Origin of the sequence: Thioclava sp. F1Mire-8 (genome assembly GCF_002213165.1) — a bacterium.
Taxonomy (GTDB): Bacteria; Pseudomonadota; Alphaproteobacteria; order Rhodobacterales; family Rhodobacteraceae; genus Thioclava; species Thioclava nitratireducens.
This window is the reverse complement of record NZ_NBNY01000004.1, coordinates 45,642-67,735: the sequence shown is the minus strand read 5'-3', so window position 1 is coordinate 67,735 and position 22,094 is coordinate 45,642. Positions and strand designations below refer to the sequence as shown.

The following is a 22,094-nucleotide window of genomic DNA, read 5'->3' as shown; positions in this document are numbered from 1 at the left end:
CTCTTCCAATATATCCCCGGGGGGCGGTCGCAGGCCGGGGGCAGCCCCCCCTTAGGCGGTTTCGGCCTCGACGGCGGCGACGATGCTGTCGACCGTCGCTTCCAGAAGCGTTTCGTCCTCGCATTCCGCCATCACGCGGATCAGCGGTTCGGTCCCCGACTTCCGGATCAGCAACCGGCCCTGACCGTTCAGGCGGGTCTCCGCATCCAATATCGCTTTTGCAACATTATCGGCGCTCAAAGGCTCCTGCCCCGCCTGATACCTTACGTTTTTCAACATTTGCGGCACGGTCTCGAATTGCCGCACAAGGTCGGAGGCGCGCTGACCTGTCTCGACCATCGCGGCGAGGAATTGCAGCCCTGCCATCAGCCCGTCGCCTGTCGTGGCGTAGTCGGTCATCACGATATGGCCCGACTGCTCGCCGCCCAGGTTGAAGCCACCCTCACGCATCCGCTCGACCACGTAGCGGTCGCCGACCTTGGTGCGCTCGAGCCGCAGCCCCTCGGCCTCTAGGAAGCGCTCCAGCCCGAGATTGGACATGACGGTCGCCACCAGCGCGCCGCCCGAAAGCTGCCCCGACTGCGCCCAGCGTTTCGCGAAGAGCGCCATGATCTGATCGCCATCCGCGACATGGCCGGTTTCGTCGATGATCATTACCCGGTCGGCATCGCCGTCGAGCGAGATCCCGAGATCGGCGCCATGCGCCACCACGGCCTCGGCGCAGGTGCTGACATGGGTCGAGCCGCATCCGTCATTGATGTTGCGCCCGTCGGGCGAGACGCCCACGGGGATCACCTCGCAACCCAATTCCCAAAGCACGTCCGGCGCCGCACGATAGGCCGCCCCGTTGGCGCAATCGACGACCACTTTGAGGTCGGGTTTGCGCAGTTTCGGGAAGGTGGTCTTGGCATATTCGACATAGCGCCCAAGACCATCGTCGATCCGCTTGGCGCGACCGATATTCTCGGGGCGCGCGAGCCGGATCTCGGTGTCGAGCATCGCCTCGATCTCGGTCTCGGCCTCGTCGCTGAGCTTGAACCCGTCGGGGCCGAAGAACTTGATCCCGTTATCCTTGGCCGGGTTGTGGCTGGCGGAGATCATGATCCCCATATCCGCGCGCATCGAGCGGGTCAGGTAGCCCACGGCGGGCGTCGGCACCGGGCCGAGCAGCAGCACGTTCATCCCCGTCGAGGTCAGGCCCGCGGTCAGTGCGTTCTCGAACATGTAGCCCGAGAGCCGCGTGTCCTTGCCGATCACGACGCGGTGGCCGCGTGAGTCGTCCTGCCGGAAATAGCGGCCCGCCGCAGCGCCCAGTTTCAGCGCCATCTCCGCGGTCATGTGCCCGGAATTGGCCTCGCCGCGCACACCATCGGTACCGAAAAGCTTCCTGCTCATTCCTCGAATCCTCTCTTGATCGCGTCCCAGAGACGGATGCCTTGGGCGATCTCGGCCACATCGTGGACGCGGTGAATCTGGATGCCTTGATCGAGCCCGGCGAGTGTCACGGCCAGCGTACCGGGGGCGCGCTGGTCGGCCTCTTCCGCGCCGCCCACGGCCCCGATGAAGCGTTTGCGCGACACGCCGAGCAGGACAGGGCAGCCCAGCCCGTGAAACAGGCTGAGGCCACGGATCAGGGCAAGGTTGTGCTGCGCGGTCTTGCCGAAGCCGATGCCGGGATCGGCGATGATCGCCTCGCGTGCGATGCCGTAATCCTCGGCCAGCGCGATGCGGTCCTCGAGATAGTCGTAGACGTCGAGCAGCACATCCGTGTAGCGCGGATCGTCCTGCATCGTCTCGGGCAGGCCCTGCGCGTGCATCAGGCAGATCGGCGCGCCGGAGCCCTGCGCGACCTCGACCATCGCCGGATCGAATTCCATCGCGGAGACGTCGTTGAGCATCGCGGCCCCGGCCTCCAGCGCCTGATCGGCAACCAACGATTTGCGGGTGTCGATGGATATCGGCGCGTCGAAATCTGCATCGCGCAGCGCGGCGATCACGGGTGCGGTGCGGGCGATCTCTTCGTCCTCCTCCACCTCGGTCGCGCCGGGACGTGTCGACTCGCCGCCGATATCGAGAATGTCCGCGCCCGACTTGCGCAAGTCGAAGGCGCGTTCGATCGCGGCGTCCTCGACGTCGAAGTGCCCGCCATCGGAGAAGCTGTCAGGCGTGACGTTCAGGATGCCCATGATCCGCGGCGCATCGAGCGTGATCCCGGCGACCGAGGTGCGCGGATTGCACAGCCGCTCCCTCACCTCTTCGGGCAGATGGGCCGCGGGAATAATCTCGGGCTCGCCGTCGCGGCGCAGAAGCTCCACCTCGTCGAACCAGCACCACCCCCCCGCGAGGGTCAGTGCCGTGTCGGGACGGGCGGAGTCGGTTCGGGCGATCGGGCGATAGTAGAGCTTCTCCATGCGCTCCATTCACCCGATTGCGCGCGAGAGTTCAAGACGTTCAGAGCGGGCGCGTCTCCACCGGCACGCGGCTTCCTGCCGGGGCTGAAACAGTCCCGTGAAGTTCCAGCCGGGTCGCGGCCATCTGCTCGGCCAGCCAGAGCGCCAGCGCCATCGCGTCGCGGGCGGGGCTTTTCGGACCGTCGGTTGCGTCCAGCACGATCTTGGAGGGCGCCCAGACGACCATCTGGCCGTGGCGCATCGCCCAGTCGATCTCGGTGCGCGTCGCCACCACGACGCAGCGCGGATCGCGCGCAGCAAGACGCCAGGCGTTCTGCTCGATCGCGAGAAGGTCGATGCGGCGCTGCGTTGGTCCCTGCCCGCTTTCGGGAACCTCTCCGTCAGGGAGCCCCACCGCGAGGATGACCGGGTGGCCCGCCTCCTGCAGCACGTCGAGCCGCGCCGACAGGTCCGGCGAGTCGATGACCGCGTTCGAGAGATAGGCGACGATCGGGTGCAGGCTTTCCTCCACCCCGCTCGCGTCGATGCTTTTCACCGGGACGGAGGCGCGGGAGCGCACGATCTCGACGCCGAGCGCGCCGGGGCCGCGGTCGAGCTTCTCGATCCGCACGAAGACGCGCATCGCCTGCGGGCTCGCGAGGATGCGCTCTGCCACGCCGGCGGCGAGCGTCTCCAGAAGGTTCACCCGCTCTTCGGCCAGCTCCGCCGCGATCGCCTCGGTGATACGGTCGTAGGACAGGATGCGGTCCACATCGTCCTCGAGCGGCTCCGGCGTCGGCCGCACCTCCACCACGACATTGAATTGCAGACGTTGCGTATGGCCGCGCTCCTGCTGGAAGGCGCCGATATCGGCCTCCACAACATGGTCGCGCAGCGAGATGCGATCCCGGGGATCGGTGGGCGCAGATGCGGCCGCCCGCGCTTCGGGATGCGAGAAGGCGAGGGAAATGTCGGAACTCATGCGCGCCTCGGGAATTTTTCAGTCATGTCGAGCAAGTCGAGCATAGGAAAAGGGCGGACCGAAGCCCACCCTCAACCGTCGTTTCATCGCCTGCCCGCGACTCGGGCCTCCGAAGACGCGGCCTCAGTTCGAGGCGGTGCGCACCGGGTTGGCGTAGAAGATGTGATGGCCGATCGACGCGGTCTTCGCAAAGCGGCGCGACCAGCTCGGGCGTACCGCGCGGGTATGGAAGTACGTCGCCCCTTCGGTCAGCGAGCGCGGCGCGCCGTCGATCATCGCCCGGGCGACTTTCGCGACCTCGGCGAAGGCCCCCTTGTTGTGGACCGTATCGGCGCGACCGTCGCAGTACCAGCTGAACTGGCACGCGCGCGAGTTGCCCTGATGGACGACGCCGCAAATCGAGCCGGGGAAGCGCGGATCGTCGACACGGTTCAGGATGACCTCGGCGACGGCCTGCTGGCCCTTCACGCTTTCTCCACGCGCCTCGAAGTAAAGCGCCTGCGAGAGACATTCGAATTGTTTGTCGCCCTTCGCAGCGGGTTGCTCGGACAGCCATTTGGCAGAAAGGACATCCGGCAGAGTAGCATGCTTCTTGGACCGGGCCGGCGCCATCGTGAGCGCGGTGACCCGTCGTTTGTCGATCGCGCTCATCGCGGAGCGCTCCGTCCAAAGGACCGACATCAGTCCTTGTTCGGCGACCTCAGTGGGGTCGTTCGACTGGCTTACCGTGACTTCGGCACGCAAGCCTCCGGCGAGGGCGAGGAGGATGACAGCACCCCCCGTCCAGCTTTTCAGCAGTGACATGGTTTTCTTCCGATAAGAACAATCGCCGCGCACCCCCCATTGAGCCGCGACGGCGCATCGCTTACCCGAGCGAGCTACCCATGTCTAGGTTTTCACGCAAATATGCGCAGCCCCCTGCGGAGCCACGGCGGATTCTTGCCAAAATGCACGGTGATTTGCGTGCTATGTCCCTCGTCAGTCGCATACCGCGATGAGCGCCGATTTGCCAATGGTATTTGAGAAAAACCGCCGAAATTCCGCCTCTGTGACATTACCTTTACGGAAAGGATCGTCCGCGCGGCGCCAAGAGTGCGAAATGGGCAGCGGCGAGACGGGCGACCGGCACCCGGAAGGGCGAACAGGAGACATAATCGAATCCCGCGGCCCGGCAGAAGGCGATTGATTCGGGGTTTCCGCCATGCTCTCCGCAGACCGAGATCGTGACATCGGGCCGGGCCGAGCGTCCGCGCGCGGCCCCGATCAGCAGCAACTCCCCCACCCCTTCGACGTCGAGAATGTGGAACGGGTCTTCCGCGTAGACCTGCTGGTTGACGTAGGTCGACATGAAGCGCCCCGCGTCGTCGCGTGAGAGGCCGTAGGTCATCTGTGTGAGGTCATTGGTCCCGAAGGACAGGAAAGCCGCGTGCTCGGCGATTTCGCCAGCGCGGAGCGCCGCCCGGGGCGTCTCCACCATCACGCCGAGGCGGTAGGTGAAGTCTGCCTTGGTCTCGGTGCGCACGGCGGCCGCCACGGCGTCGATGCGAGTCTTCACGATCTCCACCTCGCGCGAGGCGGAAACGAGCGGAATCATGATCTCCGGCACCACCTCGGCGCCCCGGCGGAGCGCCTCCACGGTCGCCTCGAAGATGGCGCGAGCCTGCATGTCGTAAATCTCGGGCACGGTCACGCCCAGACGCACGCCGCGCATCCCCAGCATCGGGTTGAACTCGGACAATGCCTCCACCCGGCGCGTGACCTCCGACAGCGGGCGATCCAACGCCTCGGCCAGTTCGCGCATCCCCTCGCGGTCATGCGGCAGGAATTCGTGCAGAGGCGGGTCGAAGAGGCGGATACAGACCGGCTCGCCCTTCATCAGCTCGAACAGCGCCCCGAAATCGGCCCGCTGCATCGGTAGCAGCCGTTCGAGAGCGGCGCGGCGATCCTCCGGCCCGTCGGCGAAGATCATCTCGCGCATCACCGTCAGGCGGTCTTCGTCGAAGAACATATGCTCGGTCCGGCACAGCCCGATCCCGTCGGCCTCGAACATCAGCGCGGTGCGCGCATCCTCGGGCGTGTCGGCATTGGCGCGGATACCGATGTCGCGCACCAGATCGGCCCAACTGAGAAGCGTGCGGAACCCGTCGTCGAGCGCCGGCGCCAGCATCTCCGCCGCACCCACCAGCACCTCGCCATTGGTTCCGTCGAGCGTGATCGTGTCGCCCTCGCGGAACAACCGTCCCTTGGGGCCGCGGAACTGGCGCTCGCGGCTGTTGATCTCGATCTCGGCGCCGACAATGCAGGGCAGCCCCAGGCCGCGCGCGATCACCGCCGCGTGCGAGGTCATCCCGCCGCGCTCGGTCAGCACGGCGACGGCCGCATGCATCCCGCGAATATCCTCGGGTGAGGTTTCGCGGCGCACGAGGATACAGGGCTCGTCGCGCGCAGCAGAGGCCTGCGCAGCCGCCGCAGAGAACACGATCTTGCCGGTCGCCGCCCCCGGAGAGGCCGCGATCCCGCGCGCGAGCACGTCACGCGGCGCGCGCGGATCGACCTGATAGTGCAGAAGCTCGGTGATGGCGCGCGGCTCGACGCGCAGCAGCGCATCCTCGCGCGAGATCACGTCGTCATTGGCCAAGGCCACCGCGATGCGCACGGCGGCGCGCGACGAGCGCGGCACCCGCACCGCGTCGATCACATGGACCTTGCCGCTCTCGATGGTGAACTCGATCTGCATCTCCTCGCGCAGCTTCACCCGGCAGCGCGCGCCGTAATCCTTCAGCGTGTCGAACACGCCGCTATCTGCCTCTTCCAGCGAGGCGCCGCGCGGGTCGCGCGTGAGATAGAGCGTCTCCACCGCGCTGGTACGGCCCTGGCTCTGGCCGCGGAACCGCCCGGTGATCTGCGGCGCGCCGGTCACGCTGTCGACGAATTGCATCGTGCCCGAGCCCGACAGGCCCGGCCCGATCCCCAGCGCCATCTCTTGCACCAGAAGGCCCAGCACGGCGTCGGGCGGCGCGCCCTTGGCCTGCCGCAGGAGCCGCGCCGTCGTGCCTTCCCAGGCCCGCGCCATGGAGCGCAGCACCTCGGCCAGTTGCCGCGCGCCCGATTGCGGAAACCGCTCGTCGGTTTCTTCCTCATAGGCGTCCAGCGCCGCTTCCAGTGCGCCCGGCCCCGGCTCCTGCTGGAACATGTCCGGGTCGAGCCGCGCGACATGGATCGAGTAGAGCTGCACGAAGCGAAGATAGAGCGCGTCGGCGGCCTCGGAGCCGTGCGTATTCGACAGCACCGCATGCATGTCGTCATTCATGCCGACATTGAGCACCGTGCCCGGCCCGCCCCATTCGGGATTTTCGGGGCTCGGTCGGACCGAGACCAGCATCTCCGGCCCGAAGCACTCCGCGATCGCGGTCATGTCGAAAACCTGCCCCGACGCGATCGCGCGCACCGTCTCGGCGGGTAGCGCGACGGTTTTCGGGACGGGAAGATCGAGCCGGATCAGCCGCTGAAGGCATTTCGCGCGCCAGCCGTGGCGTGCCTTATCGACCGACGCCGACGGCGCAAGGGTCACAAAATCAGCGTTTTCAACGGGTTTCTGCATCGCAGCGCGCCTTCTCTCTCGACGCAGGATAGGCTGATTCCCGCCTCTCGCAAGTGTGACATTCGGACAGAGGACGCGGCGTCACAGGACCACCCTGTTTCGGCCTTGCGACAGGAGGCGCCGTGCGGGCGCCTCCGGCGGGGATATTTACATCAAGAGGAAGGATCAGCCTTCGATCTTGGTGAGGTCGGCCACATCGAGACAGATCTGCCGGATGCGCGAAAGAAGGTTGAGACGGTTGCGCCGCAGGATCGGATTGTCGGCGTTGATCTGCACCGCCTCGAAGAAGGCGTCGATCGGCGCCCGCAAATCGGCCATGGCGGACATCGCAGCGGCGAAATCCTCTGCCTGCATTGCGGGGGCGATCTTGGCTTCGGCGGCGTCGAGCGCGGCGAAGAGGGCTTTTTCCTCGTCGGTTTCCGCGAATTTCGGATCGGCGCCGAAGCTGTATTCCACCCCGTCCTTTTCCTCGGCCTGCGTGAGGATGTTGTTCGCGCGCTTGAAGCCCTGGATCAGGTTCTCGCCGTCGTCGGTCTTGAAGAAGTCCGACAGCGCCTCGGCGCGCTTCACGACGAGGGTGAGATCGTCAGAGCCCGGCATGGCGAGCACGGCGTCGATCACGTCGTGGCGGATGCCCGCATCGCGCAGGTGGACCTTCAGGCGGTCGTGGAAGAAGGACATGAGGTCTGCGGTATCGGCCTCCGGATTACCCTTGGCAAAGACCGACTGAAGGCTCAGACGCAGATCATTCGCCAGCACCAACCGGATCACCCCCAGCGCGGCGCGACGCAACGCGAAGGGATCCTTCGAGCCGGTCGGCTTCTCGTCGATCGCCCAGAAGCCGGTCAGCGTGTCGATCTTGTCGGCGAGCGCGACGGCGACGGAGACGGGCTCGGAGGGCACGTCGTCGGACGGGCCAAGCGGCGCGTAATGGTCGCGACAGGCATCGGCAACGGCGTCCGACAGCCCCGCCTTTTGCGCGTAGTAGCGCCCCATCACGCCCTGCAGCTCCGGGAATTCATAGACCATTTCCGAGCGCAGATCGGATTTGGCGACCCGGGCGGCCTCGGCGGCAAGGTCCGGCTTCGCGCCGACCAAGGGCGCGATTTCGCGCGCGAGGTTTTCGATCCGGCGGATACGGTCGCCTTGGCTCCCCAGCTTGTTGTGGAAGGTCACGGCGTCGAGCCCCGCGCCCATCCCTTCGAGCCCGTGCGCCTGAACGGTGCGCAGGTCGTTTTCCCAGAAGAACTTGGCGTCCGACAGACGCGCCGAGAGCACCTTCTGGTTGCCCGCGAGGATCGTCGCGCCGTGATCGGCGGTCTCGCGGTTGGCGACGGTCACGAAGCCCTCGATCCGACCGGTCTTGGGGTTCTTCACCGAGAAGAATTTCTGATGCTCTTTCATCGAGGTCTGCAGCACCTCGGGCGGCAGGTCGAGGAATTCGCCGTCGATCTCGCCCATCAGGGTGACAGGCCATTCGACGAGGCCCGAGACCTCGGCCAGAAGGCCCTTGTCCGGCACCACTTCCCAGCCCTTGGCGAAGGCCATTTGCGCGGCGTCGTGGTCGATCGCCTCAGCACGCTCATTGGGGTCGAGCATGACCTTGGCGGCTTTCAACTGCTTGGCGTAGCTCTCGTAGCCCGAGACCTGAAGCACATCGGGCGCCATGAAGCGGTGACCGCGCGTGGTGTCGCCGGCCTTGATGCCGTCCACGTCGAGCGGCACGACGGTCGCGCCGGCCTCGTCGGTCAGGATCGCGAGGATTGAATGCAACGGGCGGACCCAGCGCAGGTTGCCCTCGCCCCAGCGCATTGATTTCGGCCAGGGGAAGTTGCGGATCGTCTTCTCCAGCACCTCGGCCACGATCTCGGTCGCGGGACGGCCGGGCTTTTCGATCACCGCGAAATAGACCTGCCCCTTCTTGTCGTCGCGCGCCTCGAGCTGATCCATCGTCAGCCCGGTCGAGCGCAGGAAGCCCTCGATCGCCTTCTCCGGCGCGTCGGTGCGCGGGCCCTTGCGCTCTTCGCGCAGGGTCGGCGAGTTGGCGGTCAGCCCCTCGACGGTCAGCGTCAGGCGGCGCGGGGTCGAGAAAGCGCCGGCGGAGGCATAGGTCAGACCCGCCTCGACGACGCCATCGGTGATCAGTTTCTTCAGATCCTCGCGGGCCTTGGGCTGCATCCGCGCAGGGATTTCTTCGGAGAACAGTTCAATCAGAAGATCGGGCATGTCATTTCTCCGCTTCGTCGTTCAGTTGGTGCCAGACATAGGCCCGGCCATCGGGATAAAGAGCCACGACCCGGTCGACGCCGGGGTGGATGTTGTGTTGCGACAGGAAGGCCACCGCGCGGCCTGCCTCGAGGTCGGTGCCGATGGTTTTCGCATCGTAGCAGTCGAACCATTTCGGGCCGATCAGCGGGGTCGGTCGGTCATAGACCTCATAGGTCTCGGTCGCCGTTGCGATCGACAGATCGGTGTCGAAGCAGGCGCGGTAGCGCAGGGGCGAGCTGTCCGCGTCGATCCCTTTGTAGCCTTCGGCGTCCAGCGGATCCTGCGTCGTGCCGTCCAGCTCCATCAGCGAGACTTTCGCCGCGTCGGAGCCCGGCGCGATCTCATCGTAATAACCGTATTCCTGCGAATAATAGACCACCGCGCCGAAGACGAGCGCGATCACCACGATGCCGCCTCCGATGAGTTTACCATTCACGCGACGGCCTCGCCGGTTTCGGTTTGGGAGGCCCCGCCTGCTTCGGTGAGCACGAAAGCGTCGGCGCACGCCTTCGCCAGCGCACGGACGCGGCCAATATAGGCCTGACGTTCGGTAACCGAGATCACGCCGCGCGCGTCAAGCAGGTTAAAGAGGTGGGACGCCTTGATGCACTGGTCATAGGCCGGGTGCGCCATGATGATCTTTCGGCCTGCGTCGTCGGTCTCAGGCGAGGCGAGGATGCGTTCGCATTCGGCCTCGGCATCCTCGAAATGGCGCAGCAGCGTGTCGGTGTCGGCCACGTCGAAATTCCAGCGCGAATATTCCTGCTCGGTCTGGCGGAACACGTCGCCGTATTTCAGCGCGATCGGCGCGGACGGGTCGTTATAGGGCATGTCCATGACGTGATCGATGCCCAGCACATACATCGCCAGACGCTCGAGCCCGTAGGTCAGCTCGCCCGAGACCGGCTTGCAGTCATGGCCGCCGACCTGCTGGAAATAGGTGAACTGGCTAACTTCCATACCGTCGCACCAGACCTCCCAGCCAAGCCCCCACGCACCGAGCGTCGGGCTTTCCCAGTCGTCTTCCACGAAGCGGATATCGTGCAGTTCGGTGTCGATCCCGATCGCGCGGAGCGAGCCGAGATAGAGCTCCTGCAGGTCCGGCGGGCTCGGTTTGATGAGCACCTGATACTGATAGTAGTGCTGCAGGCGGTTCGGGTTCTCGCCATAGCGGCCATCGGTCGGACGGCGCGAGGGCTGGACATAGGCGGCCGCCCACGGCTTGGAGCCGAGCGCGCGCAGCGTCGTCGCCGGGTGGAAGGTGCCTGCCCCCACTTCCATGTCATAGGGCTGCATCACCGCGCAGCCTTTCGAGGCCCAATAGCTCATCAGGCGCAGGATGATTTCCTGAAAGGATTTCGGGGCGTCCGGGTTTGCCATATTTCGCACCTTCCGTTGAAGCGCCTTCTCTCTAGGCAAGGGGCGCGGGGGCGTCAACGCCCTGCAAGAGTTCGGGCAGGCGATCCGCGACATGCGGCGCGCAAAGCTGCGGCCCCTGCCCCACACCGGCGGATTTCGTGACCCGAACGGGGGCGTTTGGGGGGTGACCTCGGCTCGCGTTGCGCTAAGTTCGAGGGAAAAGCTTATATCATCGGGGAGTGGCAATGCGGGCAATTTCACGGACAGTTTCGATCGTCGTCGGGGCCAGCCTGACCGGCATGGTCTGGACCGGCGCGGCCTGGGCCGAAGCCTGGGTACAGATCGAGGCGAAAAGCTCGCTTGCCCAAGCCGAAGCGCGCGCCCGCGACTGGGCGGGCATGTTCCCCGACACGACCGGGTTCCGGCTCGACTCCGGCTGGTATGCGATCGCGCTTGGCCCCTTTGCCGACGATGCGGAGGCGAATGCGCGGCGCCGGGTTCTGCGCCGCGAGGGTCTGATCCCGCGCGACAGTTTCGTGGCCGATGGCAACAACTTCCGCCAGCAATTCTGGCCGGTGGGCGCGACATTGAACACAGCCCCGCAGGCGACCCAGCCCGCCCCGCAAGCCGACACGCAAAGCGACGTGCGCGGCGCGCCGATGCCTGCGCCGATCGACGTGGAGCCGCTGGACGGTCCGGATGAGACGGCGCAATCGAGCGATCAGACCACGCCACCCGATGCGATGGCGAGCACACCCGATACGTCTGCCCAAGATACCACCACCGCGCCCGAAGCGCTGAACTCCGACACCACCGCGGCGACTGGCGCACCGGCCCTGCGGGACGTCACCCCAGCCCCGCAAGAGGCTACGCCCGCGCCCGAGCCGGTGGAGACGCTGGCGGAGTCGCGCCGTCTCGAAGCCGCCCTCGATCCGCAAACCAAGCGCGACATCCAGACCGCGCTGGAATGGGAAGGCAGCTATCAGGGCGCGATCGACGGGATTTTCGGCCGTGGCACGCGCGGCTCCATCGCCGACTGGCAGTCGAAGAATGGCTACCAGCCAACAGGCGTCCTGTCCTCGACCCAGCAGGCCGCACTTCTCGACAAGGTCGCCTCCGAGCGCGCGGCGCTGGGGCTGCAGACCGTCACCGAGCAGGAAGCCGGGATCCGGATCGAGCTGCCGATGGGGCTGGTGAAATTCGCCCGCCACAACGCGCCGTTCGTCAATTACGCCCCCAAGGACGACAGCGGCGTGCAGGTTCTGCTGATCTCTCAGCCCGGCGACACGGCGCGGCTGCGCGGGCTCTATGACGCGATGCAGACGCTTGAAATCGTGCCGACGGGCGGCGAGCGCAACATCCGCGGCAACAGCTTCACCATCGAGGGCGAGAATACGGCGGTCCATTCCTACACCCATGCGGAGCTCTCGAACGGGCAGATCAAGGGCTTCACGCTGGTTTGGCCCGCCGGGGACGACAAGCGAATGAATCGCGTGCTCGACGCGATGAAGAGAAGCTTCACGCCAATCGGCTCCAAGACGCTCGACGCGACGCTCGGTCAGCCGATGTCGGTAACGCGGGCTGCCCTGATGGCTGGGATCGAGAAACGCGCACCGGTCTTCTCGCGCTCGGGCTTCTTCATTGATGCGGACGGCCATGTGCTGACCGCCGCCGACGGGCTCGACCAGTGCGGCCGGATCACGATCGAAGACCATGCCGCCTCGCTCAGCTTCGACGGCGGCGCCAAGGGTTACGCGGTTCTGACGCCGCAAGACACGCTCGCCCCGAGGGAAGTCGCGAAATTCAATCCCGACGCGCCGCTGGCCGGGGCGAAGGTCGCGGTAGCGGGCTTCTCCTACCCCGAAGCGCTCTCCGCGCCGGTGCTGAATTTCGGTACGCTCTCGGCGCTCAAGGGGCTGGAAGGACAAGACAATCAGGCCCGGATCGAGGCGCAGACCCGCGCGGGCGACGTGGGCGGGCCGGTGCTCGACGGGACGGGCGCGGTCGTGGGGATGTTGCTGCCCGCGAGTGACGACGCGAACCGGGTGCTGCCCGACAATCTGAGCGTCGCGCTGCAAAGCAAGGCAATGACGCCGGGGCTGTCGGACAAGGGATTCACGCCGAAAGAGGCGGGCATCTCGGCCAACCGCGCGCCGGAAGACCTGCAGCAGATGGCCGACGGGATGGTGGTGCAGATTTCCTGCTGGAAGTGATCAGCCCCGCCAAAAGCGCGGCAGCAGCAGCACGAGCACGCTCATCAATTCGAGCCGCCCGAGACACATCGCCGCGCTCATCAGCCACTTCGCGCTGTCGGGGAAATCCGCGACCGAGCCGTTCGCGGTGATCTCGGGCCCCCATGCGGGGCCGATATTGGCGATAGAGGTCCAGGCGGCGGTCATCGCCGTTTCGGTTCCGAGCCCGGTGAAGGTCAGCGCGATGATCAGCATCCCGAAGATCAGGATGAAGAGCGAAAAGAACGCCATCACCGAGTTGACCACGCTATCCTCGACAGGGCGCCCGCCATATTGCACCTTCAGCAGGCGGTGGGGCGAGTAGAGCCGCTGGATCTGCGCCTTGATCGCCTCCAGCAGGATCAGGTAGCGGAACACCTTGACGGAACAGGCGGTGGAGGCCGTGCAGCCCCCGATCAGTCCGGAAATCAGCAGGATCGTGAAGGCCAGATGGCCCCATTGGGTCACGTCCTCAGAGGCATAGCCGGTGCCGGTGAAGGTCGAGACCACGTTGAACGTCACCTCCCGCAGCGTCGGCCAGAAAGAGGCCTCGTGGCGGATCATGCGGTAGAGCACGATGATCGCGATCGCGTAGCCCATCCAGCGCAGGAAGGCGCGCACCTGCGGGTCGCGCCACAGTGGCATCGTATCGCCGCGCATCACCTGAACGAAGCGGATGAACGGCATAGCGGCCAGCGCCATGAAGACCGAGGCCGCGTATTCGGGCGCGCCCTTATAAACGGCGAAGCTGGCGTCGTAATTCGAGAAGCCGCCCGTGCTCATCGTCGTAAGGGCGTGCATGATCGCATCGAACCCCTTCATGCCGAGACCGATATAGGTCAGCGCGCAGGCAATCGTCAGCCCGACATAGATGCGGATCAGCGCGGTCGAGATATCCATTGCGCGCGGCAGGATTTTCCCAAGCGTGTCAAACCCTTCCGAGCGGAAGAACTGCATCCCGCCGACCTTCATCACCGGAAGGAAGATCATCGCGACGATGATGATCCCCAGACCGCCCAGCCATTGCAGCAGTCCGCGCCACAGGTTCACCCCCGGCGGCAGCGTATCGAGTTGCGGAATCGCGGTGGTGCCGGTCGTGGTCAGCCCTGACATCGCCTCGAAATAGGCATCGACCAGAGACAGATGCGGCACACCCAGCATGAAAGGTAGCGCCCCGAAGAACGGCAGCGTCAGCCAGACGAGCGAGGTCAGCAGAAAGCTTTGATGGATCGAGAGCGTCCGCGCCAGCCCGTCGCGGGAGGCCAGCGCCAGCAGCGCGCCTGCCGTCGTCGTCAGCACCGCGCTTTCGACGAAAACCAGCCAATGCGCTGCACCATGGCCCAAATCCACCGCCGCCGGGATAAGCATCGTCAGCCCCAGCACGGATGTCAGCATTCCGATGATATATCCAACCGGGCGCAGATCGATCATGCGCCCCACCTTGCCCAGAGCGTCAGTCTAGTCAATCCCGGACCGGACCGGGACAGGCGCGCATCGGTGCGGATCGACTTTGCAAACTCTCGCACATTGGTCAGTAAATTTGCCCAAGTTTGCAGGTAGGCCCTTGCGCTGCGGCGCGGCAACTGTACCGTAGCGGCCACTTTCGACAACAGGGAGAACGCTATGTTCAACAAGATCCTCGTGGCCAACCGTGGCGAGATCGCCATCCGGGTGATGCGCGCCGCCAACGAGCTGGGCAAGAAGACGGTCGCCGTCTACGCCGAAGAGGACAAGTTGGGCTTGCACCGCTTCAAGGCCGATGAAGCCTATCGCATTGGCGAAGGCCTCTCGCCCGTCGGCGCCTATCTCTCGATCGAAGAGATCATCCGCGTCGCCAAGGAAAGCGGCGCCGACGCGATCCACCCGGGCTATGGCCTGCTGTCGGAGAACCCCGATTTCGTCGAAGCCTGCGACGCCGCCGGCATCACCTTCATCGGCCCGAGAGCCGAAACGATGCGCGCGCTCGGCGACAAGGCCTCGGCCCGGCGCGTCGCGATCAAGGCCGGCGTGCCGGTCATTCCCGCGACCGAAGTGCTGGGCGAGGATTTCGACGCGATCAAGAAAGAGGCCGCCGAGATCGGCTACCCGCTGATGCTGAAAGCCAGCTGGGGCGGCGGCGGGCGCGGCATGCGCCCGATCCTCGGCGAGGAGGAACTGGTCGAGAAGGTCCGCGAAGGCCGGCGCGAAGCCGAAGCCGCCTTCGGAAATGGCGAGGGCTATCTCGAGAAGATGATCACCCGCGCGCGCCACGTCGAAGTGCAGCTTCTGGGCGACACGCATGGCAATCTCTATCACCTCTACGAGCGCGACTGCACCGTGCAGCGCCGCAACCAGAAGGTCGTCGAGCGCGCCCCTGCCCCCTACCTGTCGGACGAACAGCGCGAAGAGGTCTGCCAGCTCGCGCTGAAGATCGGTCAGGCGGTCGGCTATGAATGTGCCGGCACGGTCGAATTCCTGATGGATATGGACACCGACAATTTCTACTTCATCGAGGTGAACCCGCGCGTTCAGGTCGAGCATACCGTGACCGAGGAAGTCACCGGCATCGACATCGTGCAGGCCCAGATCAAGATTGCCGAAGGCGCGACACTCGCAGAGGCGACCCGCGCCAAGTCGCAAGACGAGATCGAACTGTCGGGCCACGCGCTGCAATGCCGCGTGACCACCGAAGACCCGCAGAACAACTTCATCCCCGATTACGGCCGACTGACCGCCTATCGTTCGGCCACCGGCAACGGCATCCGTCTCGATGGCGGCACAGCCTATGCGGGCGGCGTCATCACCCGCTATTATGACTCGCTGCTGGTGAAGGTCACCGCCTGGGCGCAGGATCCCGATCAGGCGATCCGCCGGATGGACCGCGCCCTGCGCGAATTCCGTATCCGCGGCGTGAGCACGAATATCGACTTCGTCATCAACCTGCTCAAGCACCCGACCTTCCTCGACATGAGCTACACGACGAAGTTCATCGACACGACGCCGGAGCTGTTCGACTTCAAGCAACGCCGCGACCGGGGCACCAAGATCCTGACCTATATCGCGGACATCACGGTGAACGGTCACCCCGAGACCGCGGGCCGCAACAAGCCGCATGCCGAGGCGAGACCGCCGCGCCTGCCCGCGTTGAAAGACGAGGTGAAGCCCGGCAGCCGCAACCTGCTCGAGAAAGAGGGCGCGAAGGCGGTCGCCGACTGGATGAAGGCGCAGAAGAAGCTGCTGCTGACCGACACCACGATGCGCGACGGCCACCAGTCGCTGCTGGCAACCCGGATGCGTTCGATCGACATGATCAAGGCAGCCCCCGCCTATGCCTCGAACCTGAGCGATCTGTTCTCGGTCGAATGCTGGGGCGGCGCGACATTCGACGTGGCCTACCGCTTCTTGCAGGAATGCCCGTGGCAGCGCCTGCGCGACATCCGCGAAGAGATGCCCAACATCCTGACCCAGATGCTTCTGCGCGCCTCGAACGGCGTGGGCTACACGAACTACCCTGACAACGTGGTGCAGTTCTTCGTCAAGCAGGCGGCGGAAAGCGGCGTCGACGTGTTCCGCGTCTTCGACTCGCTGAACTGGGTCGAGAACATGCGCGTCGCGATGGATGCGGTGATCGAGAGCGGCAAGATCTGCGAAGGCACGATCTGCTACACGGGCGACATCCTCGATCCCGACCGCGCGAAATATGACCTGAAATACTATATCGGCATGGCGAAAGAGCTGGAAGCGGCGGGCGCCCATATCCTCGGCCTCAAGGACATGGCGGGTCTTCTGAAACCGGCCGCCGCGCGTCAGCTGATCTCGGCGCTCAAGGAAGAGGTCGATATCCCGATCCACTTCCACACCCATGACACCTCTGGCATCGCAGGCGCGACGATCCTTGCTGCCGCCGATGCGGGCGTCGATGCGGTGGACGCGGCGATGGACGCGTTCTCGGGCGGCACTTCGCAGCCCTGCCTCGGCTCCATCGTGGAGGCGCTGGCCCATACCGAGCGCGATACCGGCCTCGATATCCACGCGATCCGGATGATCTCGAACTACTGGGAGGCCGTGCGCCACCAATACGCGGCCTTCGAGAGCGGTCTCGAGGCTCCCGCCTCCGAGGTCTACCTGCACGAAATGCCCGGCGGCCAGTTCACCAACCTCAAGGCGCAGGCGCGCTCGCTGGGGCTGGAAGAGCGTTGGCACGAGGTGGCGCAGGCCTATGCCGATGCCAACCAGATCTTCGGCGATATCGTAAAGGTCACGCCGTCCTCGAAAGTCGTGGGCGACATGGCGCTGATGATGGTCGCGCAGGGCCTGTCCAAGGAAGACGTGCTCGATCCGGCCAAGGATGTCTCCTTCCCGGATTCGGTCATCGACATGATGCGTGGCAATCTCGGCCAACCGCCCGGCGGCTGGCCCGAGGGGATCGTGGCGAAGGTGCTCAAGGGCGAAACGCCTTCGACCGAGCGTCCCGGAAAAAACCTGCCCCCGGTGGATCTGGAAGCCGCCCGCAAGGAGGCCTCCGAACAACTCGACGGGCGCGAGATCGATAACGAGGATCTGGCGGGTTACCTGATGTATCCCAAGGTCTTCACCGATTACGCAAGTCGCCACGAAGCCTATGGCCCGGTGCGCACCCTGCCGACCCCGGTCTTCTTCTACGGGATGGAGCCGCAGGACGAGATTTCCGCCGAGATCGACCCCGGCAAAACGCTGGAGATTCGCTATCTCACCACCGGAGACACCGACGAACTGGGCGAGGTGAAGGTCTATTTCGAGCTCAACGGCCAGCCCCGCGCCGTGCGCGTTCCGAACCGCGCGGTGAAGGCGACGACGGCGGCGAAACCGAAGGCCGAGGCGGGCAACCCGGATCATATCGGTGCGCCTATGCCGGGTTCGATCGCCTCGATCGCGGTCAATGTCGGCCAGAAGGTGAAGCCGGGCGATATGCTCCTGACCATCGAGGCGATGAAGATGGAAACCGGCATCCACTCCGAGCGCGACGCCACCGTGAAAGCGATCCACGTTTCGCCGGGCGCCCAGATCGACGCGAAGGATTTGCTGATCGAGCTGGAGTAAACCGGTCCTGATCGAGACCGAACCGCGCGCCACGGCCCCGCCCCGGCGCGCGGTTTCATTTTCGGACCGACCGTGAAGTTCGGGGGGCTGCCCCGGGCCCGCACGGGATATTTGGTTCATTGAAGGCGAAAAACGCCCGGCTCTAGCCTCAGAGGGGAGGGAAAGCCGGGCTTCTCGAACTGCGCGGCAATCGGCATCCCGCCTGCACCGCAGCGGCAGCATAGACGGACCGAGGTTTAGTAATTATTTCGGCTTTCCAATTGCTTGATATTCCCCTGGGGCGTGAGACGGAGTGAGAATTCGTCGTTTCAAACGACACGACCCCGAACACTGAATAGCCTGGACTGAGGGCCGGCGGGCGCCAGTCCCCGCACCTCAGAACAATTCCGACCCGGGGCGCGAGGAGACCTCCAGAAGACCCATCACGTAGCCCGCGACGGAGCGGAAGGAGACCAGCGAGATCTCGTCTTCCCCCGATCGCCAGAACGCCGCCGCCACTTGTGCGGCGCGAGAGCGGCGGATTTCGCCTTTGGGTAGCGTCGCGACATCGGCGGGGGAGAGCTTCATCACCACTTGGTCGGCCTTCTCGCCGCGGATGGTGAACATCGCGCGGGCGTCAGAGACGTTGACGACCAGCGCATGCTCTGCGGCAAGCGCCTCGGCCAGCCGGTCGGTAAGCGCGGGCGCCTCGTCATGGGCGCAGATCAGCAATAGCTCATCCGGGCTCATCCACGCGATGGAGCGCCCGTCGACGGTCTCGATCCGGCGCGGACCGGGGACGGGCAGCCCCTCGGCCTTGAGCGCCTTGGCCAGCGCCTTCGCGCCCAGATCGCAGCGGATGGAGATCATGCCCACCAGTCCGGTCTCGGACACGGTGACGAAACCTTCGTGGCTCTGCCCGGAAAGGGCGCTGACGGCCTCAGACATTCTGCTTCTCCCCGTCTTTGTCGTAGAAGACCGGATCGACGATCCGCGCCTTGACCATGTCCTCGCCCTCACCGGTGAACTCGATCACCTCGCCCATCCGGTCGGGCCCGTTCAGCACCAGCCCCATCGCGATACCCTTGCCGATCGTCGGCGAGTAATAGGTCGAGGTGACGCGGCCTTGCGTGTTGCGCTGACCGTTGGCGTTGAACCCGTCGGCGGGCGCGTGGCTGCCATCGGGGATGACCGATCCGTCGAGCGTCTCGAGGCCGACGAGCTTCCAGCGGTTCGGGTCGGTCATGTGGGACCGCTCCTGCGCGCGTTTGCCCAGATAGTCGGTCTTCTTCTTCGAGATCGCCCAGTTGAGGCCCAGATCCTGCGGGATCACGGTGCCGTCGGTCTCGTCGCCGATCATGATGAAGCCCTTCTCGGCGCGCATCACGTGCAGCGCCTCGGTGCCGTAGGGCATCACGCCAAGCGCTTCGCCCTCGGTCATCAGCTTCTCCCACAGCGCGAGGCCCTGCGACGCGGGAACCGCGATCTCGTAGCTCAGCTCGCCCGAGAAGGAGATGCGGAAGATGCGCGCGTCGAAACCGCCCAGCGTGCCGTCCGCCCATTGCATGAAGGGCAGCGTCTCCTTGCTGACATCCATGCCACCCAGTCGCTCCAGCAGTTCGCGCGACTTCGGGCCGACGACGGCGATCTGGGCATATTGCTCGGTCAGGTTGGCGGTGTAGACCTTCCAGTCCCACCACTCGCATTGCAGCCAGTCTTCCATCCAGCCATGGATGTGATCCGCCCCGCCCGAGGTCGTGTGGCACAGCCACGTATCTTCGGACAGGCGCGCCACGACCCCGTCATCCATCAGGAAGCCGTTCTCGTTGCACATCAACCCGTAGCGGCATTTGCCGACTTTCAGCGTCGACATCATGTTGGTGTAGAGCATGTCGAGGAATTTCCCCGCATCCGGCCCTTTCACTACGATCTTGCCCAGCGTCGAGGCGTCGAGCATGCCCACATTCTTGCGGGTATTGGTGATCTCGCGATTGACCGCGTCGCGGTGGCTCTCGCCCGACTTCGGGTAGCAATAGGGGCGACGCCAATGGCCGACCGGCTCCCAATGCGCGCCCTTGGCTTCGTGCCAGGACTGGATCGGGGTGCGGCGCAGGGGCTGGAACAGCTCGCCCTTGGCCTCCGCCGTCACGGCGCCGAGCGAAATCGGCGTGTAGGGCGGGCGGAAGGTGGTCGTGCCAGTGGCCGGGATCGGTTGGCCAAGCGCATCCGAGAGAATAGCGAGCCCGTTGATATTGCTCAGCTTTCCCTGATCGGTCGCCATACCGAGCGTGGTGTAGCGCTTGGTATGTTCGACCGACTCGTAGCCCTCGCGGGCGGCCAGCTGCACATCGGAGACCTTCACGTCGTTCTGGTAGTCGAGGAAGCTCTTGAAGCGCAGCGCATCGGGCGCGCCCGCGGGCATCATCCAGACGGGGGCGAGCGGCGCTTCCTCATCGGAAGCCGCGCCGATGCCCAGACCGCCCATCGCCTCGGAGAGCGTCAGATCGCCATTGGCGGCCCCCACGACCGTCGCCATGCCGGTCCCATCCGCGCCGGTCGGCGGACGGTTCGGATCGGGGCGGAACATCGCACGCGCATCGTCCCAGGTCAGCTTGCCGCCGCAATGCGACCACAGGTGCACGACCGGCGACCAGCCGCCCGACATCGCGACGCAATCGCAGTCGATCGTCTCGACCGCCCCGCCCTCGCCGGCCTGTGCGCAGATCTCGACGCCGGAGACGCGTTTGCGACCGAGCACTTTCGCGATGCCGCGGCCTTCAAGCACACGCACACCGCGCGCTTTCACGGCTTCGGGCAACGCGCCATGGGTTTCCTCGCGCGCGTCGACGACGGCCGAGACCGTCAGCCCCGCATCGAGGATCGCGAGCGCCGTGCGATAGGCGTCGTCGTTGTTGGTCACGATCACCGTGCGATCGCCGGGCGAGACCGCCCAGTTCACGATGTAATCGCGCACCGCCGAGGCCAGCATCACGCCGGGCACGTCGTTGCCCGCGAAAGCAAGCGGGCGTTCGATCGCGCCGGTCGCAGTGATCGTGTGACCCGCACGGATGCGCCAGAGACGGTGGCGCGGACGGCCATCGCCGGGGGTGGTGTCGGCGAGGTTCTCGTAGCCGATGACATAGCCGTGATCGTGCAAGCCCGCCGCCATCAGGCGGGTCCGCATCGTGACATTCTCCATCGAGGACAGTTCGACCAGCGCGCTGTCGATCCAGTTCTGCGCGTCGTGACCGTCGATTTGACCGCCATCGACCGGCGTGCGCCCGCCCCAGTTCGGGGTCTGCTCGATCAGCCAGACGCGTTTACCGGCGCGGCCTTCCTTGAGCGCCGCGGCAAGACCCGCCACACCGCCGCCCACGACGAGCACGTCGCAATGGGCGTAGACCTGCTCGTAGCGATCCGGGTCGGCCTCTTTCGGCACGCCGCCCAAGCCCGCCGATTTGCGGATGATGGGTTCGAACAGGTGCTTCCACGCTGCGCGCGGGGCCATGAAGGTCTTGTAGTAGAAACCCGCGGGCAGGAATTTGTAGAAGGTGTTGTTGATCTCGCCGATGTCGAAATCGAGCGACGGCCAGTGGTTCTGGCTGGTGGTCTCGGCCCCCTCGAACAGCTCGGTCGTGGTGGTGCGCTGGTCGGGCTCGAACCGCGCGTTGCGGCCCAGACCGACGAGCGCGTTCGGCTCTTCCGCGCCCGAGGCCACGATGCCGCGCGGGCGGTGATATTTGAACGACCGGCCCACCATGACCTGACCGCCGCCCAAGAGCGCCGAGGCCAGCGTATCGCCCGCAAAGCCGCGCATCGGCTTGCCGTTGAAGGTGAAGGCGAGCGGTTTCGCGCGGTCGATCAGACGACCACCCTTGGAAAGACGCGTGCTCATTTATAGCCCTCCCAGTCGGGGCGTTTCGCTTTGATCTTCGCGATCACATCGGCGGGGGGCTCGGTGGTCTGCGCCTTGTAGGTCGCAAATACCTCGAGCGTGCCCGTGTCGCGCGCCGCCAGGAACCACTTGCCGCAGCCATAGGCATGGCGCCAGCGCTCGAAATGGACGCCTTTCGGGTTCTTGCGGGCGAACAGGTATCCCTCGAACTCGTCATCCGACGAGCCCGGCCCGAAGCGCTTGAGATGCGCCTCTCCGCCCGGGGCGAATTCGGTTTCCTCGGCGGTGACGCCGCAGCAGGGACAGGTGAGGGTCAGCATGTCGGATGCAC

General features: G+C 65.5%; 14 protein-coding genes. 2 read left to right on the top strand and 12 right to left on the bottom strand.

What is annotated here, in order from left to right:
• Nucleotides 1-51 precede the first annotated feature (51 nt).
• From glmM to B6V75_RS13855, 8 genes are all read right to left on the bottom strand, one after another.
• Entirely contained in the window at nucleotides 52-1,395 is a 1,344-nt protein-coding gene (gene glmM, locus B6V75_RS13890; protein WP_088720093.1) for a phosphoglucosamine mutase, read from the bottom strand.
• Complete coding sequence (gene folP / locus B6V75_RS13885; protein WP_088720291.1) at nucleotides 1,392-2,411, bottom strand: dihydropteroate synthase; 1,020 nt, start codon at nucleotides 2,409-2,411, stop codon at nucleotides 1,392-1,394. The genes glmM and folP overlap by 4 nt, the downstream gene beginning before the upstream one ends.
• 40 nt (nucleotides 2,412-2,451) lie before the next feature.
• Entirely contained in the window at nucleotides 2,452-3,372 is a 921-nt protein-coding gene (locus B6V75_RS13880) for a dihydroneopterin aldolase (protein WP_088720092.1), read from the bottom strand.
• A 123-nt stretch (nucleotides 3,373-3,495) separates the two neighbouring features.
• Nucleotides 3,496-4,176, bottom strand: coding sequence for a cell wall hydrolase (locus B6V75_RS13875; RefSeq protein ID WP_075776954.1), 681 nt, complete (start codon nucleotides 4,174-4,176; stop codon nucleotides 3,496-3,498).
• Between the two features lie 256 nt (nucleotides 4,177-4,432).
• Nucleotides 4,433-6,973: a putative PEP-binding protein gene (locus B6V75_RS13870; RefSeq protein WP_088720091.1), complete on the bottom strand. Its 2,541-nt coding sequence runs from the start codon at nucleotides 6,971-6,973 to the stop codon at nucleotides 4,433-4,435.
• A 165-nt stretch (nucleotides 6,974-7,138) separates the two neighbouring features.
• On the bottom strand, nucleotides 7,139-9,199 hold the full coding sequence (gene glyS / locus B6V75_RS13865; RefSeq protein ID WP_088720090.1) for a glycine--tRNA ligase subunit beta: 2,061 nt from the start codon (nucleotides 9,197-9,199) through the stop codon (nucleotides 7,139-7,141).
• 1 nt (nucleotide 9,200) lies between these two features.
• Nucleotides 9,201-9,677 carry a DUF6446 family protein gene (locus B6V75_RS13860; protein ID WP_075776957.1) on the bottom strand — a complete coding sequence of 159 codons (477 nt, stop codon included), beginning with the start codon at nucleotides 9,675-9,677 and terminating at the stop codon, nucleotides 9,201-9,203.
• Nucleotides 9,674-10,621, bottom strand: a complete 948-nt coding sequence (locus B6V75_RS13855; RefSeq protein ID WP_088720089.1) for a glycine--tRNA ligase subunit alpha — start codon at nucleotides 10,619-10,621, stop codon at nucleotides 9,674-9,676. Before B6V75_RS13855 ends, B6V75_RS13860 begins: the two co-directional genes overlap by 4 nt.
• Before the next feature lie 224 nt (nucleotides 10,622-10,845).
• Here B6V75_RS13855 and B6V75_RS13850 point away from each other — a divergent pair, with 224 nt between their 5' ends.
• Nucleotides 10,846-12,813: a trypsin-like peptidase domain-containing protein gene (locus tag B6V75_RS13850; protein ID WP_088720088.1), complete on the top strand. Its 1,968-nt coding sequence runs from the start codon at nucleotides 10,846-10,848 to the stop codon at nucleotides 12,811-12,813.
• On the opposite strand, the gene B6V75_RS13845 is transcribed toward B6V75_RS13850, so the two are convergent.
• A complete protein-coding gene (locus B6V75_RS13845; protein WP_075776959.1) occupies nucleotides 12,814-14,262 on the bottom strand; it encodes a TrkH family potassium uptake protein in 1,449 nt (482 codons plus the stop codon).
• Nucleotides 14,263-14,454: 192 nt separating this feature from the next.
• On the opposite strand from B6V75_RS13845, the gene pyc reads away from it, so the two are divergent.
• Nucleotides 14,455-17,889 (top strand): pyruvate carboxylase, encoded by a 3,435-nt coding sequence (pyc, locus tag B6V75_RS13840; RefSeq protein WP_088720087.1) that lies wholly within the window; start codon nucleotides 14,455-14,457, stop codon nucleotides 17,887-17,889.
• A 375-nt stretch (nucleotides 17,890-18,264) separates the two neighbouring features.
• On the opposite strand, the gene B6V75_RS13835 is transcribed toward pyc, so the two are convergent.
• The 3 genes from B6V75_RS13835 to B6V75_RS13825 are packed head-to-tail and all read right to left on the bottom strand — an operon-like array spanning nucleotide 18,265 to nucleotide 22,083.
• On the bottom strand, nucleotides 18,265-18,816 hold the full coding sequence (locus tag B6V75_RS13835; RefSeq protein WP_088720086.1) for a sarcosine oxidase subunit gamma family protein: 552 nt from the start codon (nucleotides 18,814-18,816) through the stop codon (nucleotides 18,265-18,267).
• Entirely contained in the window at nucleotides 18,809-21,763 is a 2,955-nt protein-coding gene (locus B6V75_RS13830) for a sarcosine oxidase subunit alpha family protein (RefSeq protein ID WP_088720085.1), read from the bottom strand. The genes B6V75_RS13835 and B6V75_RS13830 overlap by 8 nt, the downstream gene beginning before the upstream one ends.
• The gene (locus B6V75_RS13825) at nucleotides 21,760-22,083 is read right to left on the bottom strand and encodes a sarcosine oxidase subunit delta (protein ID WP_088720084.1); all 324 of its coding nucleotides are present in this window, start codon (nucleotides 22,081-22,083) and stop codon (nucleotides 21,760-21,762) included. The genes B6V75_RS13830 and B6V75_RS13825 overlap by 4 nt, the downstream gene beginning before the upstream one ends.
• Between the last annotated feature and the right edge of the window lie 11 nt (nucleotides 22,084-22,094).

Excerpts from the sequence above, each read along its gene's own strand:
- B6V75_RS13845 (WP_075776959.1), bottom strand. The coding sequence starts at position 14,262 with ATGATCGATCTGCGCCCGGTTGGATATATCATCGGAATGCTGACATCC.
- glyS (WP_088720090.1), bottom strand. The coding sequence starts at position 9,199 with ATGCCCGATCTTCTGATTGAACTGTTCTCCGAAGAAATCCCTGCGCGG.
- B6V75_RS13870 (WP_088720091.1), bottom strand. The coding sequence starts at position 6,973 with ATGCAGAAACCCGTTGAAAACGCTGATTTTGTGACCCTTGCGCCGTCG.
- B6V75_RS13855 (WP_088720089.1), bottom strand. The coding sequence starts at position 10,621 with ATGGCAAACCCGGACGCCCCGAAATCCTTTCAGGAAATCATCCTGCGC.
- pyc (WP_088720087.1), top strand. The coding sequence starts at position 14,455 with ATGTTCAACAAGATCCTCGTGGCCAACCGTGGCGAGATCGCCATCCGG.
- B6V75_RS13875 (WP_075776954.1), bottom strand. The coding sequence starts at position 4,176 with ATGTCACTGCTGAAAAGCTGGACGGGGGGTGCTGTCATCCTCCTCGCC.
- glmM (WP_088720093.1), bottom strand. The coding sequence starts at position 1,395 with ATGAGCAGGAAGCTTTTCGGTACCGATGGTGTGCGCGGCGAGGCCAAT.
- B6V75_RS13880 (WP_088720092.1), bottom strand. The coding sequence starts at position 3,372 with ATGAGTTCCGACATTTCCCTCGCCTTCTCGCATCCCGAAGCGCGGGCG.
- B6V75_RS13835 (WP_088720086.1), bottom strand. The coding sequence starts at position 18,816 with ATGTCTGAGGCCGTCAGCGCCCTTTCCGGGCAGAGCCACGAAGGTTTC.
- B6V75_RS13825 (WP_088720084.1), bottom strand. The coding sequence starts at position 22,083 with ATGCTGACCCTCACCTGTCCCTGCTGCGGCGTCACCGCCGAGGAAACC.
- folP (WP_088720291.1), bottom strand. The coding sequence starts at position 2,411 with ATGGAGAAGCTCTACTATCGCCCGATCGCCCGAACCGACTCCGCCCGT.
- B6V75_RS13830 (WP_088720085.1), bottom strand. The coding sequence starts at position 21,763 with ATGAGCACGCGTCTTTCCAAGGGTGGTCGTCTGATCGACCGCGCGAAA.
- B6V75_RS13850 (WP_088720088.1), top strand. The coding sequence starts at position 10,846 with ATGCGGGCAATTTCACGGACAGTTTCGATCGTCGTCGGGGCCAGCCTG.